Source organism: Achromobacter insolitus (genome assembly GCF_002209555.1).
Lineage (GTDB): Bacteria > Pseudomonadota > Gammaproteobacteria > Burkholderiales > Burkholderiaceae_B > Achromobacter > Achromobacter insolitus.
In genome coordinates, this window is the sequence record NZ_NJIF01000003.1 from 275,520 (window position 1) to 291,071 (window position 15,552).

Annotated in this window: 13 protein-coding genes; 5 read left to right on the forward strand and 8 right to left on the reverse strand. The window is 66.1% G+C overall.

The annotated features are described in order from the left end of the window. Window positions 1–224: 224 nt before the first annotated feature. Window positions 225–965 carry an IclR family transcriptional regulator gene (locus CEY08_RS11525; RefSeq protein ID WP_076813612.1) on the forward strand — a complete coding sequence of 247 codons (741 nt, stop codon included), beginning with the start codon at window positions 225–227 and terminating at the stop codon, window positions 963–965. Between the two features lie 62 nt (window positions 966–1,027). Here CEY08_RS11525 and rocF read toward each other — a convergent pair whose 3' ends face one another. Then, a complete protein-coding gene (gene rocF / locus CEY08_RS11530) occupies window positions 1,028–1,966 on the reverse strand; it encodes an arginase (RefSeq protein WP_076813610.1) in 939 nt (312 codons plus the stop codon). Window positions 1,967–1,988: 22 nt separating this feature from the next. After that, on the reverse strand, window positions 1,989–3,224 hold the full coding sequence (gene rocD, locus CEY08_RS11535) for an ornithine--oxo-acid transaminase (RefSeq protein WP_076813609.1): 1,236 nt from the start codon (window positions 3,222–3,224) through the stop codon (window positions 1,989–1,991). 161 nt (window positions 3,225–3,385) lie between these two features. On the opposite strand from rocD, the gene CEY08_RS11540 reads away from it, so the two are divergent. Beyond that, the gene (locus tag CEY08_RS11540) at window positions 3,386–4,207 is read left to right on the forward strand and encodes a MetQ/NlpA family ABC transporter substrate-binding protein (RefSeq protein WP_088607671.1); all 822 of its coding nucleotides are present in this window, start codon (window positions 3,386–3,388) and stop codon (window positions 4,205–4,207) included. Between the two features lie 150 nt (window positions 4,208–4,357). Then, window positions 4,358–5,764, forward strand: a complete 1,407-nt coding sequence (locus CEY08_RS30150) for a sensor domain-containing diguanylate cyclase (RefSeq protein WP_076813607.1) — start codon at window positions 4,358–4,360, stop codon at window positions 5,762–5,764. Between the two features lie 28 nt (window positions 5,765–5,792). On the opposite strand, the gene CEY08_RS11550 is transcribed toward CEY08_RS30150, so the two are convergent. After that, on the reverse strand, window positions 5,793–6,989 hold the full coding sequence (locus CEY08_RS11550; RefSeq protein ID WP_076813604.1) for an MFS transporter: 1,197 nt from the start codon (window positions 6,987–6,989) through the stop codon (window positions 5,793–5,795). Between the two features lie 91 nt (window positions 6,990–7,080). Between CEY08_RS11550 and CEY08_RS11555 the strand changes: the two genes are divergently transcribed. Further along, window positions 7,081–7,536 (forward strand): Lrp/AsnC family transcriptional regulator, encoded by a 456-nt coding sequence (locus tag CEY08_RS11555; RefSeq protein WP_063640575.1) that lies wholly within the window; start codon window positions 7,081–7,083, stop codon window positions 7,534–7,536. A gap of 9 nt (window positions 7,537–7,545) precedes the next feature. Here the strand turns inward: CEY08_RS11555 and CEY08_RS11560 are convergent, their stop codons facing one another. The 4 genes from CEY08_RS11560 to CEY08_RS11575 all read right to left on the reverse strand — a co-directional run bounded on the left by CEY08_RS11560 (window position 7,546) and on the right by CEY08_RS11575 (window position 13,562). Beyond that, complete coding sequence (locus tag CEY08_RS11560) at window positions 7,546–8,715, reverse strand: metallophosphoesterase (protein ID WP_063962658.1); 1,170 nt, start codon at window positions 8,713–8,715, stop codon at window positions 7,546–7,548. A gap of 70 nt (window positions 8,716–8,785) precedes the next feature. Continuing rightward, window positions 8,786–10,021, reverse strand: a complete 1,236-nt coding sequence (locus CEY08_RS11565; RefSeq protein ID WP_076813601.1) for an alpha-hydroxy acid oxidase — start codon at window positions 10,019–10,021, stop codon at window positions 8,786–8,788. Window positions 10,022–10,111: 90 nt separating this feature from the next. Further along, complete coding sequence (asd, locus tag CEY08_RS11570) at window positions 10,112–10,975, reverse strand: archaetidylserine decarboxylase (protein ID WP_076813599.1); 864 nt, start codon at window positions 10,973–10,975, stop codon at window positions 10,112–10,114. A gap of 232 nt (window positions 10,976–11,207) precedes the next feature. Next, entirely contained in the window at window positions 11,208–13,562 is a 2,355-nt protein-coding gene (locus CEY08_RS11575; protein WP_076813596.1) for a cytochrome P450/oxidoreductase, read from the reverse strand. A gap of 112 nt (window positions 13,563–13,674) precedes the next feature. Between CEY08_RS11575 and CEY08_RS11580 the strand changes: the two genes are divergently transcribed. Beyond that, window positions 13,675–14,511 (forward strand): IclR family transcriptional regulator, encoded by an 837-nt coding sequence (locus CEY08_RS11580; RefSeq protein ID WP_076813594.1) that lies wholly within the window; start codon window positions 13,675–13,677, stop codon window positions 14,509–14,511. Here the strand turns inward: CEY08_RS11580 and CEY08_RS11585 are convergent. Continuing rightward, entirely contained in the window at window positions 14,508–15,449 is a 942-nt protein-coding gene (locus CEY08_RS11585; RefSeq protein WP_076813591.1) for a LysR substrate-binding domain-containing protein, read from the reverse strand. The genes CEY08_RS11580 and CEY08_RS11585 overlap by 4 nt on opposite strands. Window positions 15,450–15,552 lie beyond the last annotated feature (103 nt).

The following is a 15,552-nucleotide window of genomic DNA, read 5'->3' on the forward strand; positions in this document are numbered from 1 at the left end:
GCTTGCCTCCCGGCCCAGGCGGGCCGATTTATCGGTTTTTCGTTTGATGCCGTGTATCTGTGTGCGGAATGCCAGTTCTCCATCTGGCCGAAATTTAATTCATATTGGTGAAAGAAAATTCCTGTGCAAGAATTTAGGTTCGCACATATGAAAAGTCAACATAGTGGATTTCCCAGGCCGGCAAGCGCTGCGCCCGGCTGGAACCCGCGCGAGGGAGCCCCGCAATGGAAGTGAAGCTCGTCGCAAGAACGTTGGAGCTGATAGAGCTGTTTGCCCAGGTACGCCGGCCGATGCCATTGACCGAGCTGGCGCAAGGCCTGGGCGCGCCCATGTCCAGTTGCCTGGCCTTGGTGCGCACATTGGTGGCACGCGGCTACCTGTATGAGGTCCGGCGCCGCGCGGGCTATTACCCGACGCCCAAGCTGCACGCGTTATGCGGGCTGATTCTGTCGGGTGATCCGTGGATGGAACGCGTGCGGCCGCAGCTTGCCACGCTGCGCGACGCAGCCAATGAGACGGTAATGCTGGGCAAGATCCAGGACGGCGCGGTGCTTTTCCTGGACGTGGCGGAGTCCACCCATCCCGTGCATTACGGCGCGCGGCCGGGAGCCCGGCGCCCGTTGCATACCAGCGCGGTGGCCAAGGCCATCCTGGCTCGGTTGGCGCCGGCTGAACGGGACAGCGTCCTGGCCTCCGCCGACTACGAGCGCTATACCGACCGCACGCTGGTGACGCGCCAGGCGCTGCTGGCGGAGGTGGAGCTGACGGCGGCGAGGGGTTGGGCCGAGAACGCCGGCGAAAGCGTGGCCGACCTGACCGGCCTGGCCGTGGCGTTGGACCTGGGCGGCGAATGGTATGCGCTATGCCTGGCAGGCCCGACGTCGCGCGTGGCCGAAAAGCGCGAAGAGAACCTGCGCCATTTGCGCGACGCAGTAGAAGCGATCCGCCTCGGCCGGGAAGGCTGACAAGGCCTGTTAGGCACGACCATCCAAGGCGGCTGACTGAACACGACCGCCGGGCGTCCGCTTCAGGAACCCCGGCGCATCAAGGTGGATTTGCCGAACAGGCTTTCGATCAGGTCCACCGCCAGTTCCGCGGTCTTGTTGCGCACGTCGAAGGCCGGGTTCAATTCCACCACATCCAGCGACCGCATCAGACCCGTGTCGGCAATCATTTCCATGCACAACTGGGCCTCGCGGTAGGTGGGGCCGCCCGGCACGGTGGTGCCCACGCCTGGGGCAATCTCCGGATCGAGAAAATCAACGTCGAAGCTCACGTGCAAGTGGGTATCGGCGTCCAGTCCGCTCAAGGCGGATTCCATCGTGGCGCGCATGCCCATTTCGTCGAGATAGCGCATATCGAAGACTTCCAGGCCGGCTTCATGGACCAGACGCTTTTCGCCCTGGTCCACGCTGCGTATGCCGATCTGCCGCACCCAGCCCGGTTCGATGTCGGGCGTCTGGCCGGACAGGCCTGTGATCTGCGCGGGGCCGTAGCCGCACAAGCAGGCCACGGGCATGCCGTGTATGTTGCCGGTCGGGGTCAAGGCGTTGGTGTTGAAGTCGGCGTGCGCATCCAGCCACAGCACCCGTAGTTTCTTGCCTGTCGCGCGGCAATGGCGGGCGACCGCGCTGATGGAGCCGATGCCCAGGCAGTGGTCGCCGCCCAGCAGTATGGGCAGGCGGCCCAGGCTCAGTTCCTCGTAGACGGCCTCGTGCACCACGCGGTTCCAGGCCGCGACTTCATCGAGATGGCGGTACCCCTCCACGGGCGGCAGCCAGGGATTGGCGGGGCCATACAAATTGCCGCGATCGGTCACCTGGAAACCCTGGGCTTCGATGACCGGGCCCAGGTCCGCCACGCGCAGGGCTTCGGGGCCCATGGACGCGCCGCGCGCGCCCGCGCCGATGTCGGTGGGTGCGCCGATCAGGGTGATGTGGTGCGGCAGGCTATCGGTGTTCTGCAAGTGGCGGACTCCGGAGGGGGTATCAAGTGGCGGATAGTACCGCGCTCAATTGGTCGCATGCCCAATCGACCTGCTCGCGAGTCACGATCAGGGGCGGCGACAGGCGCAACGTGTGGCCGTGCGTGTCCTTGACCAGCATGCCACGTGCCTGCAGGCGTTCACACCACAGGCGCGCGCCGCCGGCATCGGGTTCCAGCTCCACGGCCAGCATCAGGCCGCGGCCGCGCACTTCCCGCACAGGGCCGGGCAGGGCGCGCAGCCGGTCCAGAAAGTAGGCGCCCATGGAGGCTGCGTTGTCGATCATGCCTTCCTCGGTCAGCACGCGCAGCGCGGCGCGCGCGATGGCGCAGGCCAGCGGGTTGCCACCAAAGGTGCTGCCATGCTGGCCCGGCTGGAACACGCCCAGCACGTCGGCGTTGGACAGTACCGCGGACACGGGATAGAACCCGCCCGACAGCGCTTTGCCGATCAGCGTGACGTCGGCCTCGATGCCTTCATGTTCTTCGGCCAGCAATTTGCCAGTACGGCCCAAGCCGGTCTGGATTTCGTCCAGTATCAGCGTGATGCCGCGTTCGGTGCATCGTTGGCGGATCCGGCCGAAGTAGCCCGCGGGAGGGAGGACCACGCCCGCTTCGCCTTGTATGGGCTCGACGAGGAAGGCCACGGTATTGGGCGTGATGGCGGCATCGAATGCGTCGTAGTCGCCAAAGGGAACGATCCTGAATCCCGGCGCGAAGGGCCCGTAGTGCCCATAGGCGTCCGGATCCGTCGAGAAGCCCACGATCCCCAGCGTGCGTCCATGGAAGTTGTTGGCGCATACGATGATTTCGGCCTGGTCTTCGGGCACGCCGCGGACTTCGTAGCCCCATTTGCGCACGGCCTTGATGGCGGTTTCGACGGCCTCCGCGCCGCTGTTCATGGGCAGGATCTTATGCGCGCCGGTCAGGCGCGCCAGGTCTTCGTAGAACGGGGCCATCTGGTCATGGCGGAAGGCGCGCGAAGTCAGGGTGAGCTTTTGCGCCTGCTCGACCATGGCGGCCAGAATGGCGGGGTGGCAATGCCCCTGGTTGACCGCCGAATAGGCCGACAGGCAATCCAGGTACTGGCGGCCGTCCACGTCATAGAGCCAGACACCGCTGCCGCGTGCAATGACCACGTCGAGCGGGTGGTAGTTGTGCGCGCCAAGCTGGTCTTCCACGCGGTCGCGGTGGCTGGCGGCGGACTGCGCGCCCGGCTGGGTATTCAATACCGCGCTCATGAGCGTCTCCCGAGGAGGTATTGCAGCCATCTTAGCGCCGCCAGCCGATCCGCGGCATTGCCATTGCGTGACAAAGGCCATTGCCGGAGGAAACCGCAGGCTGCTGCACAATAGCGGCAGCACGGGGCGACGCCCTGTTTCTTTCTTTCTGGATGGTCCTCATGTTCCTGCATCGACTGCTATTGAATTTCACTCGTTACGCCGCAGCGGCCGGGCTGGCCGCGGTTTGCGCCGGCAACGCCATGGCGCAGGACAAACCCTTGCGCATCGGCGTGATTCCCAGCGTCGCCAATGCCGCCACCGAGCTTGCGATCGCGCAGGCCAAGAAAGAAGGCCTGGACGTCAAGCTGGTGGAATTCAACGACTGGGTGCTGCCCAATATCGCAGTGGCCGACGGTTCCGTGGACGCGAACTTCTTTCAGCACGAGCCCTTCCTGGAACTGTTCAATCAACGCCGTGGCGCAAATCTGAAGCCAATCGCCTATGGTTACTCCACCACCATCGGCCTGTTTTCCAAGAAGCTGAAGAAGGGCGACGCGGTGCCGGCTGGCGCGACCATCGCCGTGCCGAACGACCCGGTCAACACCGGACGGGCGCTGTTGCTGCTGGAGTCCATCGGCCTGATCACGCTCAAGCCCGGCGTCGCGCACCAGGCCACCTTGCAGGATGTGGTGTCGAATCCGAAGAATCTGAAATTCGTGCAGATCGAAGGTTCGCAGTCCGCGCGCACATTCGACGACGTGACGGCGTCGGTGACCTACACCACCTTCGCCAAGCAGGCCGGGCTGAATGAGAAGGACGGCCTTGCGTTTGACAATACCGACCCTGCCAACGTGCGCCGTTATGCCATCCGCTGGGTGACCACTCCGGCCGGCGCGCAGGATCCGCGCTTACTGAAGTTCATCGCGATCTATCAGAATTCCGCCGAAGTGAAGGCCAAACTGCGCAGCCTGTATGGCGATTTGATCGATTTTCCCTGGTGATGCGGCACGCCCGCCCGACGCGGCGGGCATTAACGATTCTTGGCAGTTGGACTCGGGGATAACTCGTATACTGGCCCCGATTTTCACCCGCCCTGCAACGCGGCGCTCCAGTCCCGGGAGGCGCGCCATCCTCGCCTCGATACCCAAGCCATGCGTATTCCGTCGTCCGACGATGCCGCCCATGCCCAGGGGCCGCCCGCTGCCGAGGACAGCCGCATTCTGGCGGCGGTCAGTGCGATCCTGGCTACCGGGCCGCAGGGCCGTTTTTTCGAGACGCTGGTCGACCACGCAGTCACGGCATTGGGCGCCGATTACGCCTGGGTCTGCCTGGAGAACGCCGGCAGTAGGGCGGAACTGATTGCCAGCGCCACCTGCCGTGCCCGCATGGCGGCTGACCCTGCGGGGGCGGCCGAGGCGCTGCAATCGTTATTGGGAGATCGCGCTTCGTACCTTTGCCTGGAAGGCTTGCCGCAATCGCCCCCCTGGCTGGTCGAGGCCGGCGCGCGGGCTTGCGTGGCTCGCACGCTCTACGACACAAATGGCGTGGCCTGCGGCCACATCGCTTTTGTCTTCAGGCGGAGGCTGTCCGATGCATCCGCCTATTCCGGCGCACAAGCCATTCTGGCCAGTTTCGCCCAGCACGCGGTGCTGGGCGCGGCGGCACGCGAACGCGAAGTGGCGCGACTGAATGAGGTGATCGCGCAGTTCGCGGCCCTGTTCCGTTCGGCCCCGGTACTGATCAATGCGTTCGACAAGGATGGCCGCTGCACCTTGTGGAACGACGCTTGCGAGCGGCGCTTTGGCTGGACGGAAGCCGAGATCAAGCAAAGCCAGGATCCTTTGGCGCTGTTCTATCCCGATCCGCAAACCCGCGAACGCGTGCGGGAAAGTGTCAGCGCGCGGCCGGACCGGTCATTCCGGGAATGGCAGCCGCGCACGCGTGACGGCGAGCAACTTTCGGTGCTGTGGTCCAACGTCAGGCTGCCGGACGGCAAGGTGGTCAACCTGGGAATGGACGTCACCGAAAGCCGCCGCGCCGAAGCCGCGCTGGCCTGGATGGCCAGGGTGGACAGCCTGACCGGCTGCTGGAACCGCGCCGAAATCCTCAAGCGCATGGAAGAACGGCTGGGCGGCGTACGGCGCGGCACCGGCGGGCCGACCACGGCGTTGATGCTGGATCTGGATTACTTCAAGCAAGTCAATGACCGCTACGGACACTTGGGCGGCGACATCGCACTTAGGCATTTCTGCGAACAGCTCCGCGCGTGTCTGCGCGAGGGCGATGCGATAGGACGGTTGGGCGGCGAAGAATTCCTGGTGCTGCTGGCGGACGCCGACGCGGCGGTGGCGCGCGCGATTTGCGAGCGACTGCGCGCCTGCCTGCGGCAGCATCCCGCCGAGATCGACGGCGTGGCCGTCGTGCTGTCGGTCAGTGGGGGTATTGCGGGCTTCCTGCCTAGCGACGCGACGGCCTCGGATGTGTTGCGCCGGGCTGATTTCGCGCTCTATCAGGCCAAGCGCGCGGGGCGGGATTGCGCGGTGGAATACCAGCACTGACCTGCTTGCGCGTGACGCGATAAGGCCTTTATGCCGCGGCCTGACCGCGCGCCGAGCGCCGGCCGTTCAGGCGCCAATGCAGGCCCACCGCCGCCGCGGCGAGCGCGCAGGCAGCGGCTAATCCCAGCGCATCGAAGCCGGCATGCGTGTAGATGGTGCCGGCGACGGCGGTGCCCACGCTGGCGCCCAGGTAGGTGGTGCACGTGTTCAGGCCCAATACGGCGCCGCGTTCGTCGGGCCGGGCGCGCGATAGCAGCAGCACCAGCAGATTCAGGCTCAACTGCGAGGCCGCGCCCCAAAGCGCGGCGATAGCAAGCACGGCGGCCAACGCGTGTGCCGCCGGCAGCAGCCCTACGTACACCAGGGCGATGATGCCCAGTGCCAGCGGCAGGGCGCGGCGCGGTCCCAGCCGTTCGATCAGCGGCGCGCCGGCCACGCCTGCGACCAGGAACCCGGCTCCGTAGGCGAAGGCAATGAAGCCCACTTGCCCGGCGGACAGCGCCAGCACGCTGCGCACGTGATCGGCAAGAAAGGCATACACGCCATAGAAGGCCGACGAAAAGGCCAGGCAGCCCAGCAGCAGGGCGGGTACGTCGCGATAGGACAACGGGGCCAGCAGGCGCGCCAGGCGCAGCGGCGCGGGATTGGCAACGCGGCGCTCAGGCAGTTTGCGCAGGCCCAGCACGGCAATCGCGGCGCATAGTGCCAGGGTGCCGTAGGTGGCGCGCCATCCCACGGCGTCGGAAATCAGCGCGGAGAGGGGGACGCCTGCCACCAGGGAAACGGACCAGCCTGCGATGACCCGGCCCAAGGTGCGCGCCTCCTGGCCCGGCGGGGCGATCAACGAGGCCGATCCATAGGCCGCGGGCAGGATGACGCCCGCGGCCGCTCCGGCCAGCGCTTGTGCCAGTGTCAGCACGATCCAGTGCGGGGCGCAGGCCGACAGGACCAGCGCCACGATCAGGGCGGCCATCGCGCCCAGGAGTGAACGGCGGATGCCGATACGGTCGATGCGCGAGGCCAGGAAGAAGGCGCTGGCGGCCGTGGCCGCGCCATAGGCGGAGATGGCGGTGCTGATGGTGAGCGGCGAGGTGGAATAGGAGCGCGCCACATCGCTCAGGATGGGGCTTAACGCCAAGCCGTTGGATCCAACGACGCTGACGGCGAACATCAAGGCGGGAACGGGGGAAGACGGGTGGGCGCTGCGGGTGCTACGGTTCTGCATCGCCAAATTTTATTGGAATAAAATAAGGGTTAACGCGTATATTTCTTTATTCCATAAAAGTTCGAATGCCGTTCGGCAGAATTTGATTCCAATGCCTGATCTAGATGACCGCGACCGAAAGCTGTTAACGCTGTTGGCCGACGATGCGACCCCCAGTTACGCCGAACTGGGAAAAATGCTGAATCTTTCCGCCCCGGCCGTGCACGAAAGGGTGAAGCGCCTCAAACGGGATGGCCTGATCAAAGGCATCGCCGCCAAGCTGGATGGCGCCCGGATAGGCCGGCCGCTGCTGGCCTTCGTGCACGTGGATACCAACAACTGGAGCATCACGCAGCAGGTGCTGGGTCTGGCCGAACTGACCGAGGTGGAAGAGATCCACACGATCACAGGCAAGAGCGCCATGCTGTTGAAAGTGCGCGTGCGGGATACGCAGGCTTTGGAGGCGCTGCTGGCGCGCATCCATCAGATCGATGGCATCACCAACACCACCAGCGACATCGCCCTGACCAGTTACCTGGAGCGTGGGCCGTTGCCGGACAATGGCTGAACCCGCCGCTCAACCGGCGCCAGCTGCGCGCAGGCGCAGCCGAGTGATCTCTGACGGGGCTCCCAGGCGTTTGGGCGGTCCCCAGTAGCCCGTGCCGCGGCTGATGTAGATCCACATCTTGCCCAGGCGGTGCAGGCCAGCGGTGTACGGTTGCTGGAACCGCACAAAGAAGCCCCACGGGAAGAATTGCCCGCCGTGCGTGTGGCCGGACAGTTGCAGGGTGTAGCCCAGCGGTTCGGCCGCGGCCGCGCTGCGCGGTTGATGCGCCAGGAGGATCCTGGCCAGGGCGTCGGCGGGCGCGCCGGCAAGCGCGGCGCGGGGATTGCTGCGCTGCTGCGGGTCGAAGGCACCGGCGCTGTAATCGGTGATGCCAGCTACCACCACGGGCAGCCCGGCGGGATGGATGACGACATGTTCATTCATGAGTACGCGCAGCCCCAGGCGGCGGAATTCAGCGATCCAGGGCGTGGCGCCCGAATAATATTCATGGTTGCCCGTCACCAGGTATACGCCATAGGGCGCGCGCAACTGGCCCAGCGGACTTGCCTGGGCGGACAACTGTTCGACGCTGCCGTCCACCACGTCGCCGGTAATGGCGATCATGTCCGGCAGCTGCTCATTGACGGCATCGACGATGGCCTGCACATAACGCCTTTTGATGGTCGGCCCCACATGGACATCGCTGATCTGGACGATGGTAAAGCCGTCCAGGTCGGGCGCGAGTCCGGCGATGGGCACTTCCACATCTACGATGCGCGCCCGCTTGCGGGCGTTGTACAAACCGAGCAGCGTACCCGCCAAGGCCAGGATGGGAACGGTCCACGCACTGACGCGAAGCAGCCCGGCCCATGGAATGTCGGCGCCGATTGCCAGGTTCGCCAGCCATACCGCCAGCAGCAGCGCGTCGCGCAGCACGGTCAGCACGAACAGGGAGGAGAACAAGCCCATGGCGAAGAGCCCGACCCAGGCTATGCGGTCACCCCAAGGCGGGTGCACCGACGAGCGGGCCAGCATGCCTAACGGAATGAGGATGCAGGACAACAGCAGGGCAAGAATCGCGGCGGCGGAACCGGGTCCGCCCAACTGGGCGTCGGGAATCAAGCGGGCGCCCACATAGACATGGGCCAGCGCGCCCAATGTCAGGAAGCGCAGGAAGAAAGAGGATTGGCGTAGGGACACGGGCGGCTCGGGGGCGCGCCGGGGAAAAGCCGCGGCGCGCGTGGCAAAGGAATCGCCATTCTATGCCGGGCTAGGGGCGCGGGCCGTATCCCGGGTCCACGCGCATGAGCAGATCAGCCTGCATCTCGCGGACATGATTGATCCCCAGCATCGCCATATTGCGGTCGACTTCGGATCGCAGCAGGCCGATGGCGTGCGAGACGCCGGCCTCGCCGCCGACGGCGGCCGCGTAGTTGAAGGGGCGGCCGACGAAGACGAAGCTGGCACCCAGCGCCAGCGCCTTGAGCACGTCGCTGCCGCGGCGTACGCCGCTGTCCATCATCACGGTCATGTTGCCCGCCGCCGCGACTACGCCGGGCAGGGCATGCAGCGGCGATACGGCGCCGTCCAATTGCCGTCCGCCGTGGTTGGACACGATGATGCCGTCCACGCCGTGCTGGCGGGCCTGCGCCGCGTCCTGCGGATGCAGGATGCCCTTGACGATCAGCGTGCCCGGCCACGACCGGCGGATGCGGGCCACGTGTTCCCAGCTGAGGTGGTCGCGGGCGCTGAAGTCGCGCAGTACCGATGAAGACACGATCGGCGCGCCGCGCGTGGCAAAGGAGTTCTCGAAATGCGGCATGCCGTGAGCCAGCAACGTGCGCATGAACGTACCAGCAAGCCAGCGCGGACGGGTCAGGCCGTCCCAGGCCAGGCGCAGGCTCGGCTTGAGCGGCGTGGAAAAGCCGGTGCGCACATTGTTCTCGCGGTTGGCCGACACGGGAATGTCCACCGTCAGCACCAGAGTTTCGTAGCCCGCGCGGCGGGCGCGCTCCACCAGCGCGTCGATGCGCTGCGGATCCCCGGGAAGATAAGCCTGGAACCAGGTGCCCGGCGCCTCGCGAATGACGTCTTCCAGCGGAATCAGCGAGGTGCCACTGAGTATGGCCGGTATGCCTTGTTCACGGGCGGCGCGGGCCAACACAATGTCTCCCCGATATGCCGACAGGGCGCTAATCCCCATGGGGGCGATACCGAAGGGCGAGGCGTAGCGGCGGCCGAAGAGCTCGGTCTGCTGGCTACGGCGCGACACGTCCACGAGCACGCGCGGCGAAAAGGCGTATTGCGCGAAAGCGTGGCGGTTGCCGCGCAGCGATTGGTTGTCTTCCGCCGCGCCCGCCACGTAGCCGAATATGGGCCTAGGCAGGCGCCGTTTGGCGGCGGCCTCGAAGTCGTCCAGGGACAGCATGCGCGCCAGCGCGCGCGGCAAAGGGCGGTCGGCCGAAGCGGCGCGGGGACGGGCAGTGGACGAAAGCAGGGATGTCATGGCGGGCCGGCAAAAGCCCGTAATCTAACAATGCCGATTAATCGCATAAAGCGAATAAATCCACACATCCAATTTCGATTTATTCGAATGTCAGGCGGGCAGCGCCATCAGTTCGCCCATGCGCACCGGGCCCAGCACAGAAGGCGTGTCGGCCCAGCGGATCTTGTTGGGGCCAAACAGCACGATGGCGGTCGAGCCCAGCTTGAAGCGGCCCATTTCCGCGCCTTTGGCAAGATGGATCGGGGCGCGCGCGGCATCGTCGTAGCGGGTGGCTTTGACGCGGCGCTTGTGTGGCGTGACCAGGCCGGCCCACACCGTCTCGATGGACGCGACGATCATGGCGCCCACCAGCACCACGGCCATCGGACCATGCTCGGTGTCGAAGATGCAGACGACGCGTTCGTTGCGCGCAAACAGGCGCGGCACGTTGCGGGCGGTCAGCGGGTTGACGGAGAACAGGCGTCCGGGGACGTGGATCATCTCGCGCAAGGTACCGGCGACCGGCATGTGCACGCGGTGATAGTCCTTGGGCGACAGGTAGATGGTGGCGAATTCGCCGCCCTGGAACGGTGCGGCGCGTTCGGCATCGCCACCCAACAGATCCGCAAGGCCGTAGCTATGGCCTTTGGCCTGGAAGATGCGTCCGTGTTCGATCGCGCCCATCTGGCTGATGGCGCCGTCGGCGGGGCACACCACCGAGCCGGGTTCCTCATCCAGCGGACGCGCATCTTCCTTGAGCGCCCGCGTAAAGAAGTCATTGAAGCAGTCGTAGGCCAAGGGCTCTTCCTGCAGCGCTTCGCGCATGTCCACGCCATAGCGGCGGACGAAGCGCGAGATCATCCAGTTCTTGACCGCGGGTTCCCGGCAGTCGGATGCGTACCCAAAGAGCCGCGACACCAGGTGGTGAGGGGCGAGATACTGGCTGGCGAGGAAAAGTTGGTCTTTGATCGGCATCTATGAGCGCTAAGAAATAACCCCGCGGCGGGCCGCGGCAAGGGCCGGCCCGTGGGGGCCCGCTTGCTGGTCCGGGACCTGCCGCGTCAAAAAACGTCGTCCCGCGTTGCAGCGGGACGACGTGGTAATGAGCAGAGGGGTGAATTCTACCGCTTTCAGGCGCACTTCAGGCAGAGGGACGCGCGCAGGCGGGCGCCAGCGCAAAGGCCTGGCGTCCCGCGCGCTGCGGCCGCTACAGCTCCAGCACGATGCGCCCGCCCTGGGCGCGGGAGCAGCAGGCCATCATGCGCGTGCCAGCCTCGCGTTCGGCGCGGGTCAGCACTACGTCGCGGTGATCGACGGCGCCGCCCAGCACGCGGACTTCGCAGGAGCCGCAGAGTCCTTCCTCGCAGTCGCTCTGCACGTCGATATTGGCGCCGCGCAGGGCGGTCAGCAGGGTCTGGTCGGCGGGTACTTGCACGACGATGCCGGAGTCCTTGAGCTCGGCCTCGAAAGCATGTTCCTTGGACGGGTCCAGCGTCGCGAGCGTGGAATGGAAATGCTCCACCCGCAGGCTGTCGTCGGGCCAGGCGGCGCAGGCCTGCTGCAGCGCGTCCAGCATACGTTCAGGACCGCAAGCGTAGATCTGGGTGCCGCCCTCAGGCCGGGACAGCAGCATCGCGAAGTCATTGCGGCTGCCTTCATCGCTGACGTGCAAACGCAGGCGTTCGCCATGCAGCGCTGCCAATTCTTCCAACATGGCCATGCAAGCACGGGACCGGCCGCTGTAGTGCAATTCATAGTCCATGCCCAGTTCGCGCGCGCGGCGCGCCATGGCGCTGATGGGCGTGATGCCTATGCCGCCGGCGATGAGGATCAGGCGCTTGGCGCCTTCGTCCATCCTGAAGTGATTGCGCGGGCCGCGGGCGCGCACGATGCTGCCCGGACGCAGGTGCTGGTGGATCCAGGCAGAGCCGCCGCGGCCAGCCGCCTCCTTGAGCACCGCGATCTCCAGCACGTTCGCGGCGGCAGGATCGCCGCAAAGCGAGTACTGGCGCGACAGGCCGGTATCGCCGCATTCGACGTCGATGTGGGATCCGGGCGTCCAGCGCGGCAGCGGTTTGCCGTCGGGCGATTCGAGCCGGATGCGCGCGATGCCATCGGCTGCGGCGGTGACCGCCGTCACCACCAGTTTGCGGCTGATGGCGTGCGTGGAGGGCTCGCCGATGCGTACCGGCTGGACTTGGTCCAGCACGGCGCGATCGCGGCGCTCGGGATTGTCGGCCGGGTTCCATTCCACCCACAGATGCTCCGGGCCGCGGAACGACGTGTTGGGCACATAGGTGAACTGCTGCTCGGCCAGGCGCATGTGCGGCAGGCGGCGGGTCAGCTCTTCAAGAAAGATCTGCATTTCCATGCGCGCGAGGTTCTTGCCCATGCACTGGTGCGCGCCGTAGCCGAAGGTCAGCTGGTCGCTGGCATTGTCGCGTCGGATGTCGAAGAAGTCGGCGTCGGCGAAGTGGCGTTCGTCGTGGTTGGCGGACGAGGACACGATCAGCAGCTTGGCGCCCGCGGGAATCGCCACGCCGGCGATTTCGGTGTCGCGCGTGGCCAGGCGGCGCCAGGCCGCGACCGAGCCGTTGTGGCGCAGGCATTCTTCGACCGCATTGGGCAGCAGGCCGGGATCTTCGCAGAGTTCGCGCCAGGCGTCGGGATGTTGCAGCAGCAGCTTGATGGCGTTGGCCGAAGCATTGGCGGTGGTTTCATGCGCGGCGACGATGCCGGCCATCATCATCGAATGCAGGTAGGAGTCGGTGACGACCTCCGGATGCTCTTTTTGCTTGCGGATGCCGTACTGCATCCAGCCGGGCGCATCGGGGTCCTGGCGCATCTTGTCGAGGATCTTGCCGGCCAGCTGCCAGAAATTGCCCACGGCATGCGCCACTTCCACCTGTTCCTCCGGCTTGGGCCGGCCCCAGGTATTGACGGTGTGCGCGATGGAGTACTTGCGCAGCAGGTCCATGTCTTCTTCGGGCACGCCCAGGAAGTGCAGGGCGACCGTCAGCGGCACTTCCCAGAGCATCTGGTCGACCAGGTCGGCACGCCCGTCGTCGATGAAACGGTCCACGTATTCACGCGTCAGGCGCCGCACCATGGGCTCGTGGTGCTTGAGTTCGTCCGGCGTGAAGGGATCCATCAGCACGCGGCGGCGCGGCATGTGGGCGGGCTCGTCCTCGTTGACCAGGGTGCGGTTCATGGCGTAGCCATAGCTTGCCAGGACCGCATTGGCCTCGGGGCCGGTAGGCGTGATCTTCTCCAGAGCAATCGAGGGGCTATAGGTGTGGTTGTCGCGAAACACGGCCTTGATGTCGTCGTAGCGGGTCACTACCCAGTAGCCGAGTTTGGGGCTGTAGAACACGGGCTCCTGTTCGCGCGCCCAGCGCACGTATTCGGGCGGGTCTTGCTGGTAGCCGTCGCCGAAAGGATCGAATTCCGCGGCGCGCGGGCTGACCGGACAGCCTTGGGCCCGGGCCAGCGCGGCGTGATCGATGGGGCAGCCGCCGGCATGGCCGGCTGCGGGGGATGCGGGAGAGGGAGTGTGGCCCATGTTGTCGCTCCGGATTACAATTGCGTAAATCATATACGCATTGCGTAATTATTCAATTGGGGTAATCTCCGGGCTGCGTCCGCAGCCGCCGGGCAGCCCCTCCATCGCGCCCATGAACCAGACCTCCGATCCCGCTTCCCTTGCCATTCCGTCCGCGGACGCTCCGCGTCCAAGAGAACGGCGGCAGCGCGTGCAAGCAGCCGAAACCGGCATGGCCGTGCTCAAGGGATTGGGCCGGCTGGGAGGCCGCGCCAGCCTGACGCTGCTGGCGTCGCAGGTGGGCGAAAGTCCCGCCAAGGTGCACCGCTATCTGGTCAGCCTGATGGAAGAGGGGCTGGTGGCGCAGGATGCCGTGACTCAACAGTACTACCTGGGGCTGGAGGCAATGCTGCTGGGCCTGGCCGCGCTGCGTCAGGCCGATCCCATCCGCCTGGCCGAACCCAGCCTGGTGCGCTTGCGCGAAGGGCTGGAAGTGACCTGCTTTATCGCGGTGATGGGGAACAAGGGGCCCACCATCGTGCGCTTCGAAGAGCCCGGCCTGCCCGTGACGGTCAATGTGCGGATGGGCTCGGTGTTGTCCATGCTGTGGTCCGCGACCGGGCGGGTGTTCCTGGCCTTGCAGGATGATGCGCGCGTGCGCGCCCTCGCCGAAGCCGAACTGGCGCGCGCGCCGGCCGAATTGCGCGCGCAGCTGGACGCCGCCGATCCGATCGGGCGCCTTCGCCGCCAGGTGCTGGCCGAGGGTTGCGCGACCGTGCGCGACACAAACCTGAAGGGCATCAGCGCGGTATCCGCGCCGCTGCTTGACCACAATGGGCGGCCTTGCGCGGCGCTCACCGCGCTGGGCGCGACCGGGGGATTCGACGCCTCGGCGGACGGGGCGATTGCGCGGGCGGTACGTCTCGAGGCCGAGGCCGCCAGCGTGCTGCTCGGCTACCAGGCGCCTTAGCGGCCTTCGGCAGGGCTGGCGTCCGCGGCCAAGCCGCGCAACCATTCCATGGCCGCCTGCGCCACCGGCATTCCGGCCGCGTTCCGATTGACCACTGCACCGATGGCGCCGAAGTTGGCCTCCAGCCGCAGCGGCAGGACGGTCACGCTGCCTTGGCGCTGGCAGTAGCGCGCGATGCCCTGGGGCAGCGCGGCCAGACTATCGTCCTGGCCGAGCAGCGCCAGGGTTGCCAGCAAGGAGTTGGACTGGACGCTTGCGTCTGGCGGACGCGAGCCCGCACGCACAAAGGCTTCGTCCAGACGCTCGCGCATCATGGTGGCTTCCAGCGGCAGCACCCACGGCCAGCGTGCCAGCTCGGCCGGTTCAAGGGCATCGCAGCCGGCCAACGGGTGGCCTGGGCGCGCCACGACCAGGATCGGTTCTTCATGGAGCCGGATCACTTCGCAGTCCACCGGCAGCAAGCGGCTGCCCAAGCGGCCCAGCACGATGTCCAGCTCGTCGCGCGCCAGCTTGTCCATCAGGTCATCCAGCGCGCCTTCAACCAGCTTCACTTCCAACCTGGGAGACGCTTGCAGCAGGTGTGCAATCAGCTGCGGTGCAAGCCTGGGCGCGGCCGAGGGCAGGGTGCCCAGGCGCAGCAAGCTGGCTCCGCGCTCTTCGGCGGCACGCAGTTCGGCCGCCACGCGCTGGGCCGCGCCCAGGCTGTGACGGGCGTGGCGGATCATAACCAATCCGGCATTGGTGGGTTGGGTGCCATGAGTCCCGCGCTCGAACAGCGCGTAGCCCACTTGATCCTCCAGCTGCGCCAGCGCCTTGGATGCGGCAGGTTGCGACATATGCAATCGGTCAGCGGCGCGGCCGAGATGGCGCTCGTCATCCAGCGCGACCAGCAGTTCGGCGTGACGCCGCTTGAGATGCGTACCGGCGCGTTCTGGCATGACGGATCATATTCAAATGGTTATGAATCGTTCAGTTTATTTCATTTCACGAGGGGGCCGCGCGATCGGCATACTTCCCGCTCAACGAGATACAGGCGTTCGC

What these genes read in the sequence shown, in the direction of transcription:
- CEY08_RS11525 (WP_076813612.1), top strand. Translation starts at nt 225, where the DNA reads ATGGAAGTGAAGCTCGTCGCAAGAACGTTGGAGCTGATAGAGCTGTTT.
- rocD (WP_076813609.1), bottom strand. Translation starts at nt 3,224, where the DNA reads ATGAGCGCGGTATTGAATACCCAGCCGGGCGCGCAGTCCGCCGCCAGC.
- CEY08_RS11540 (WP_088607671.1), top strand. Translation starts at nt 3,386, where the DNA reads ATGTTCCTGCATCGACTGCTATTGAATTTCACTCGTTACGCCGCAGCG.
- CEY08_RS30150 (WP_076813607.1), top strand. Translation starts at nt 4,358, where the DNA reads ATGCGTATTCCGTCGTCCGACGATGCCGCCCATGCCCAGGGGCCGCCC.
- CEY08_RS11550 (WP_076813604.1), bottom strand. Translation starts at nt 6,989, where the DNA reads ATGCAGAACCGTAGCACCCGCAGCGCCCACCCGTCTTCCCCCGTTCCC.
- CEY08_RS11555 (WP_063640575.1), top strand. Translation starts at nt 7,081, where the DNA reads ATGCCTGATCTAGATGACCGCGACCGAAAGCTGTTAACGCTGTTGGCC.
- CEY08_RS11565 (WP_076813601.1), bottom strand. Translation starts at nt 10,021, where the DNA reads ATGACATCCCTGCTTTCGTCCACTGCCCGTCCCCGCGCCGCTTCGGCC.
- asd (WP_076813599.1), bottom strand. Translation starts at nt 10,975, where the DNA reads ATGCCGATCAAAGACCAACTTTTCCTCGCCAGCCAGTATCTCGCCCCT.
- CEY08_RS11575 (WP_076813596.1), bottom strand. Translation starts at nt 13,562, where the DNA reads ATGGGCCACACTCCCTCTCCCGCATCCCCCGCAGCCGGCCATGCCGGC.
- CEY08_RS11580 (WP_076813594.1), top strand. Translation starts at nt 13,675, where the DNA reads ATGAACCAGACCTCCGATCCCGCTTCCCTTGCCATTCCGTCCGCGGAC.
- CEY08_RS11585 (WP_076813591.1), bottom strand. Translation starts at nt 15,449, where the DNA reads ATGCCAGAACGCGCCGGTACGCATCTCAAGCGGCGTCACGCCGAACTG.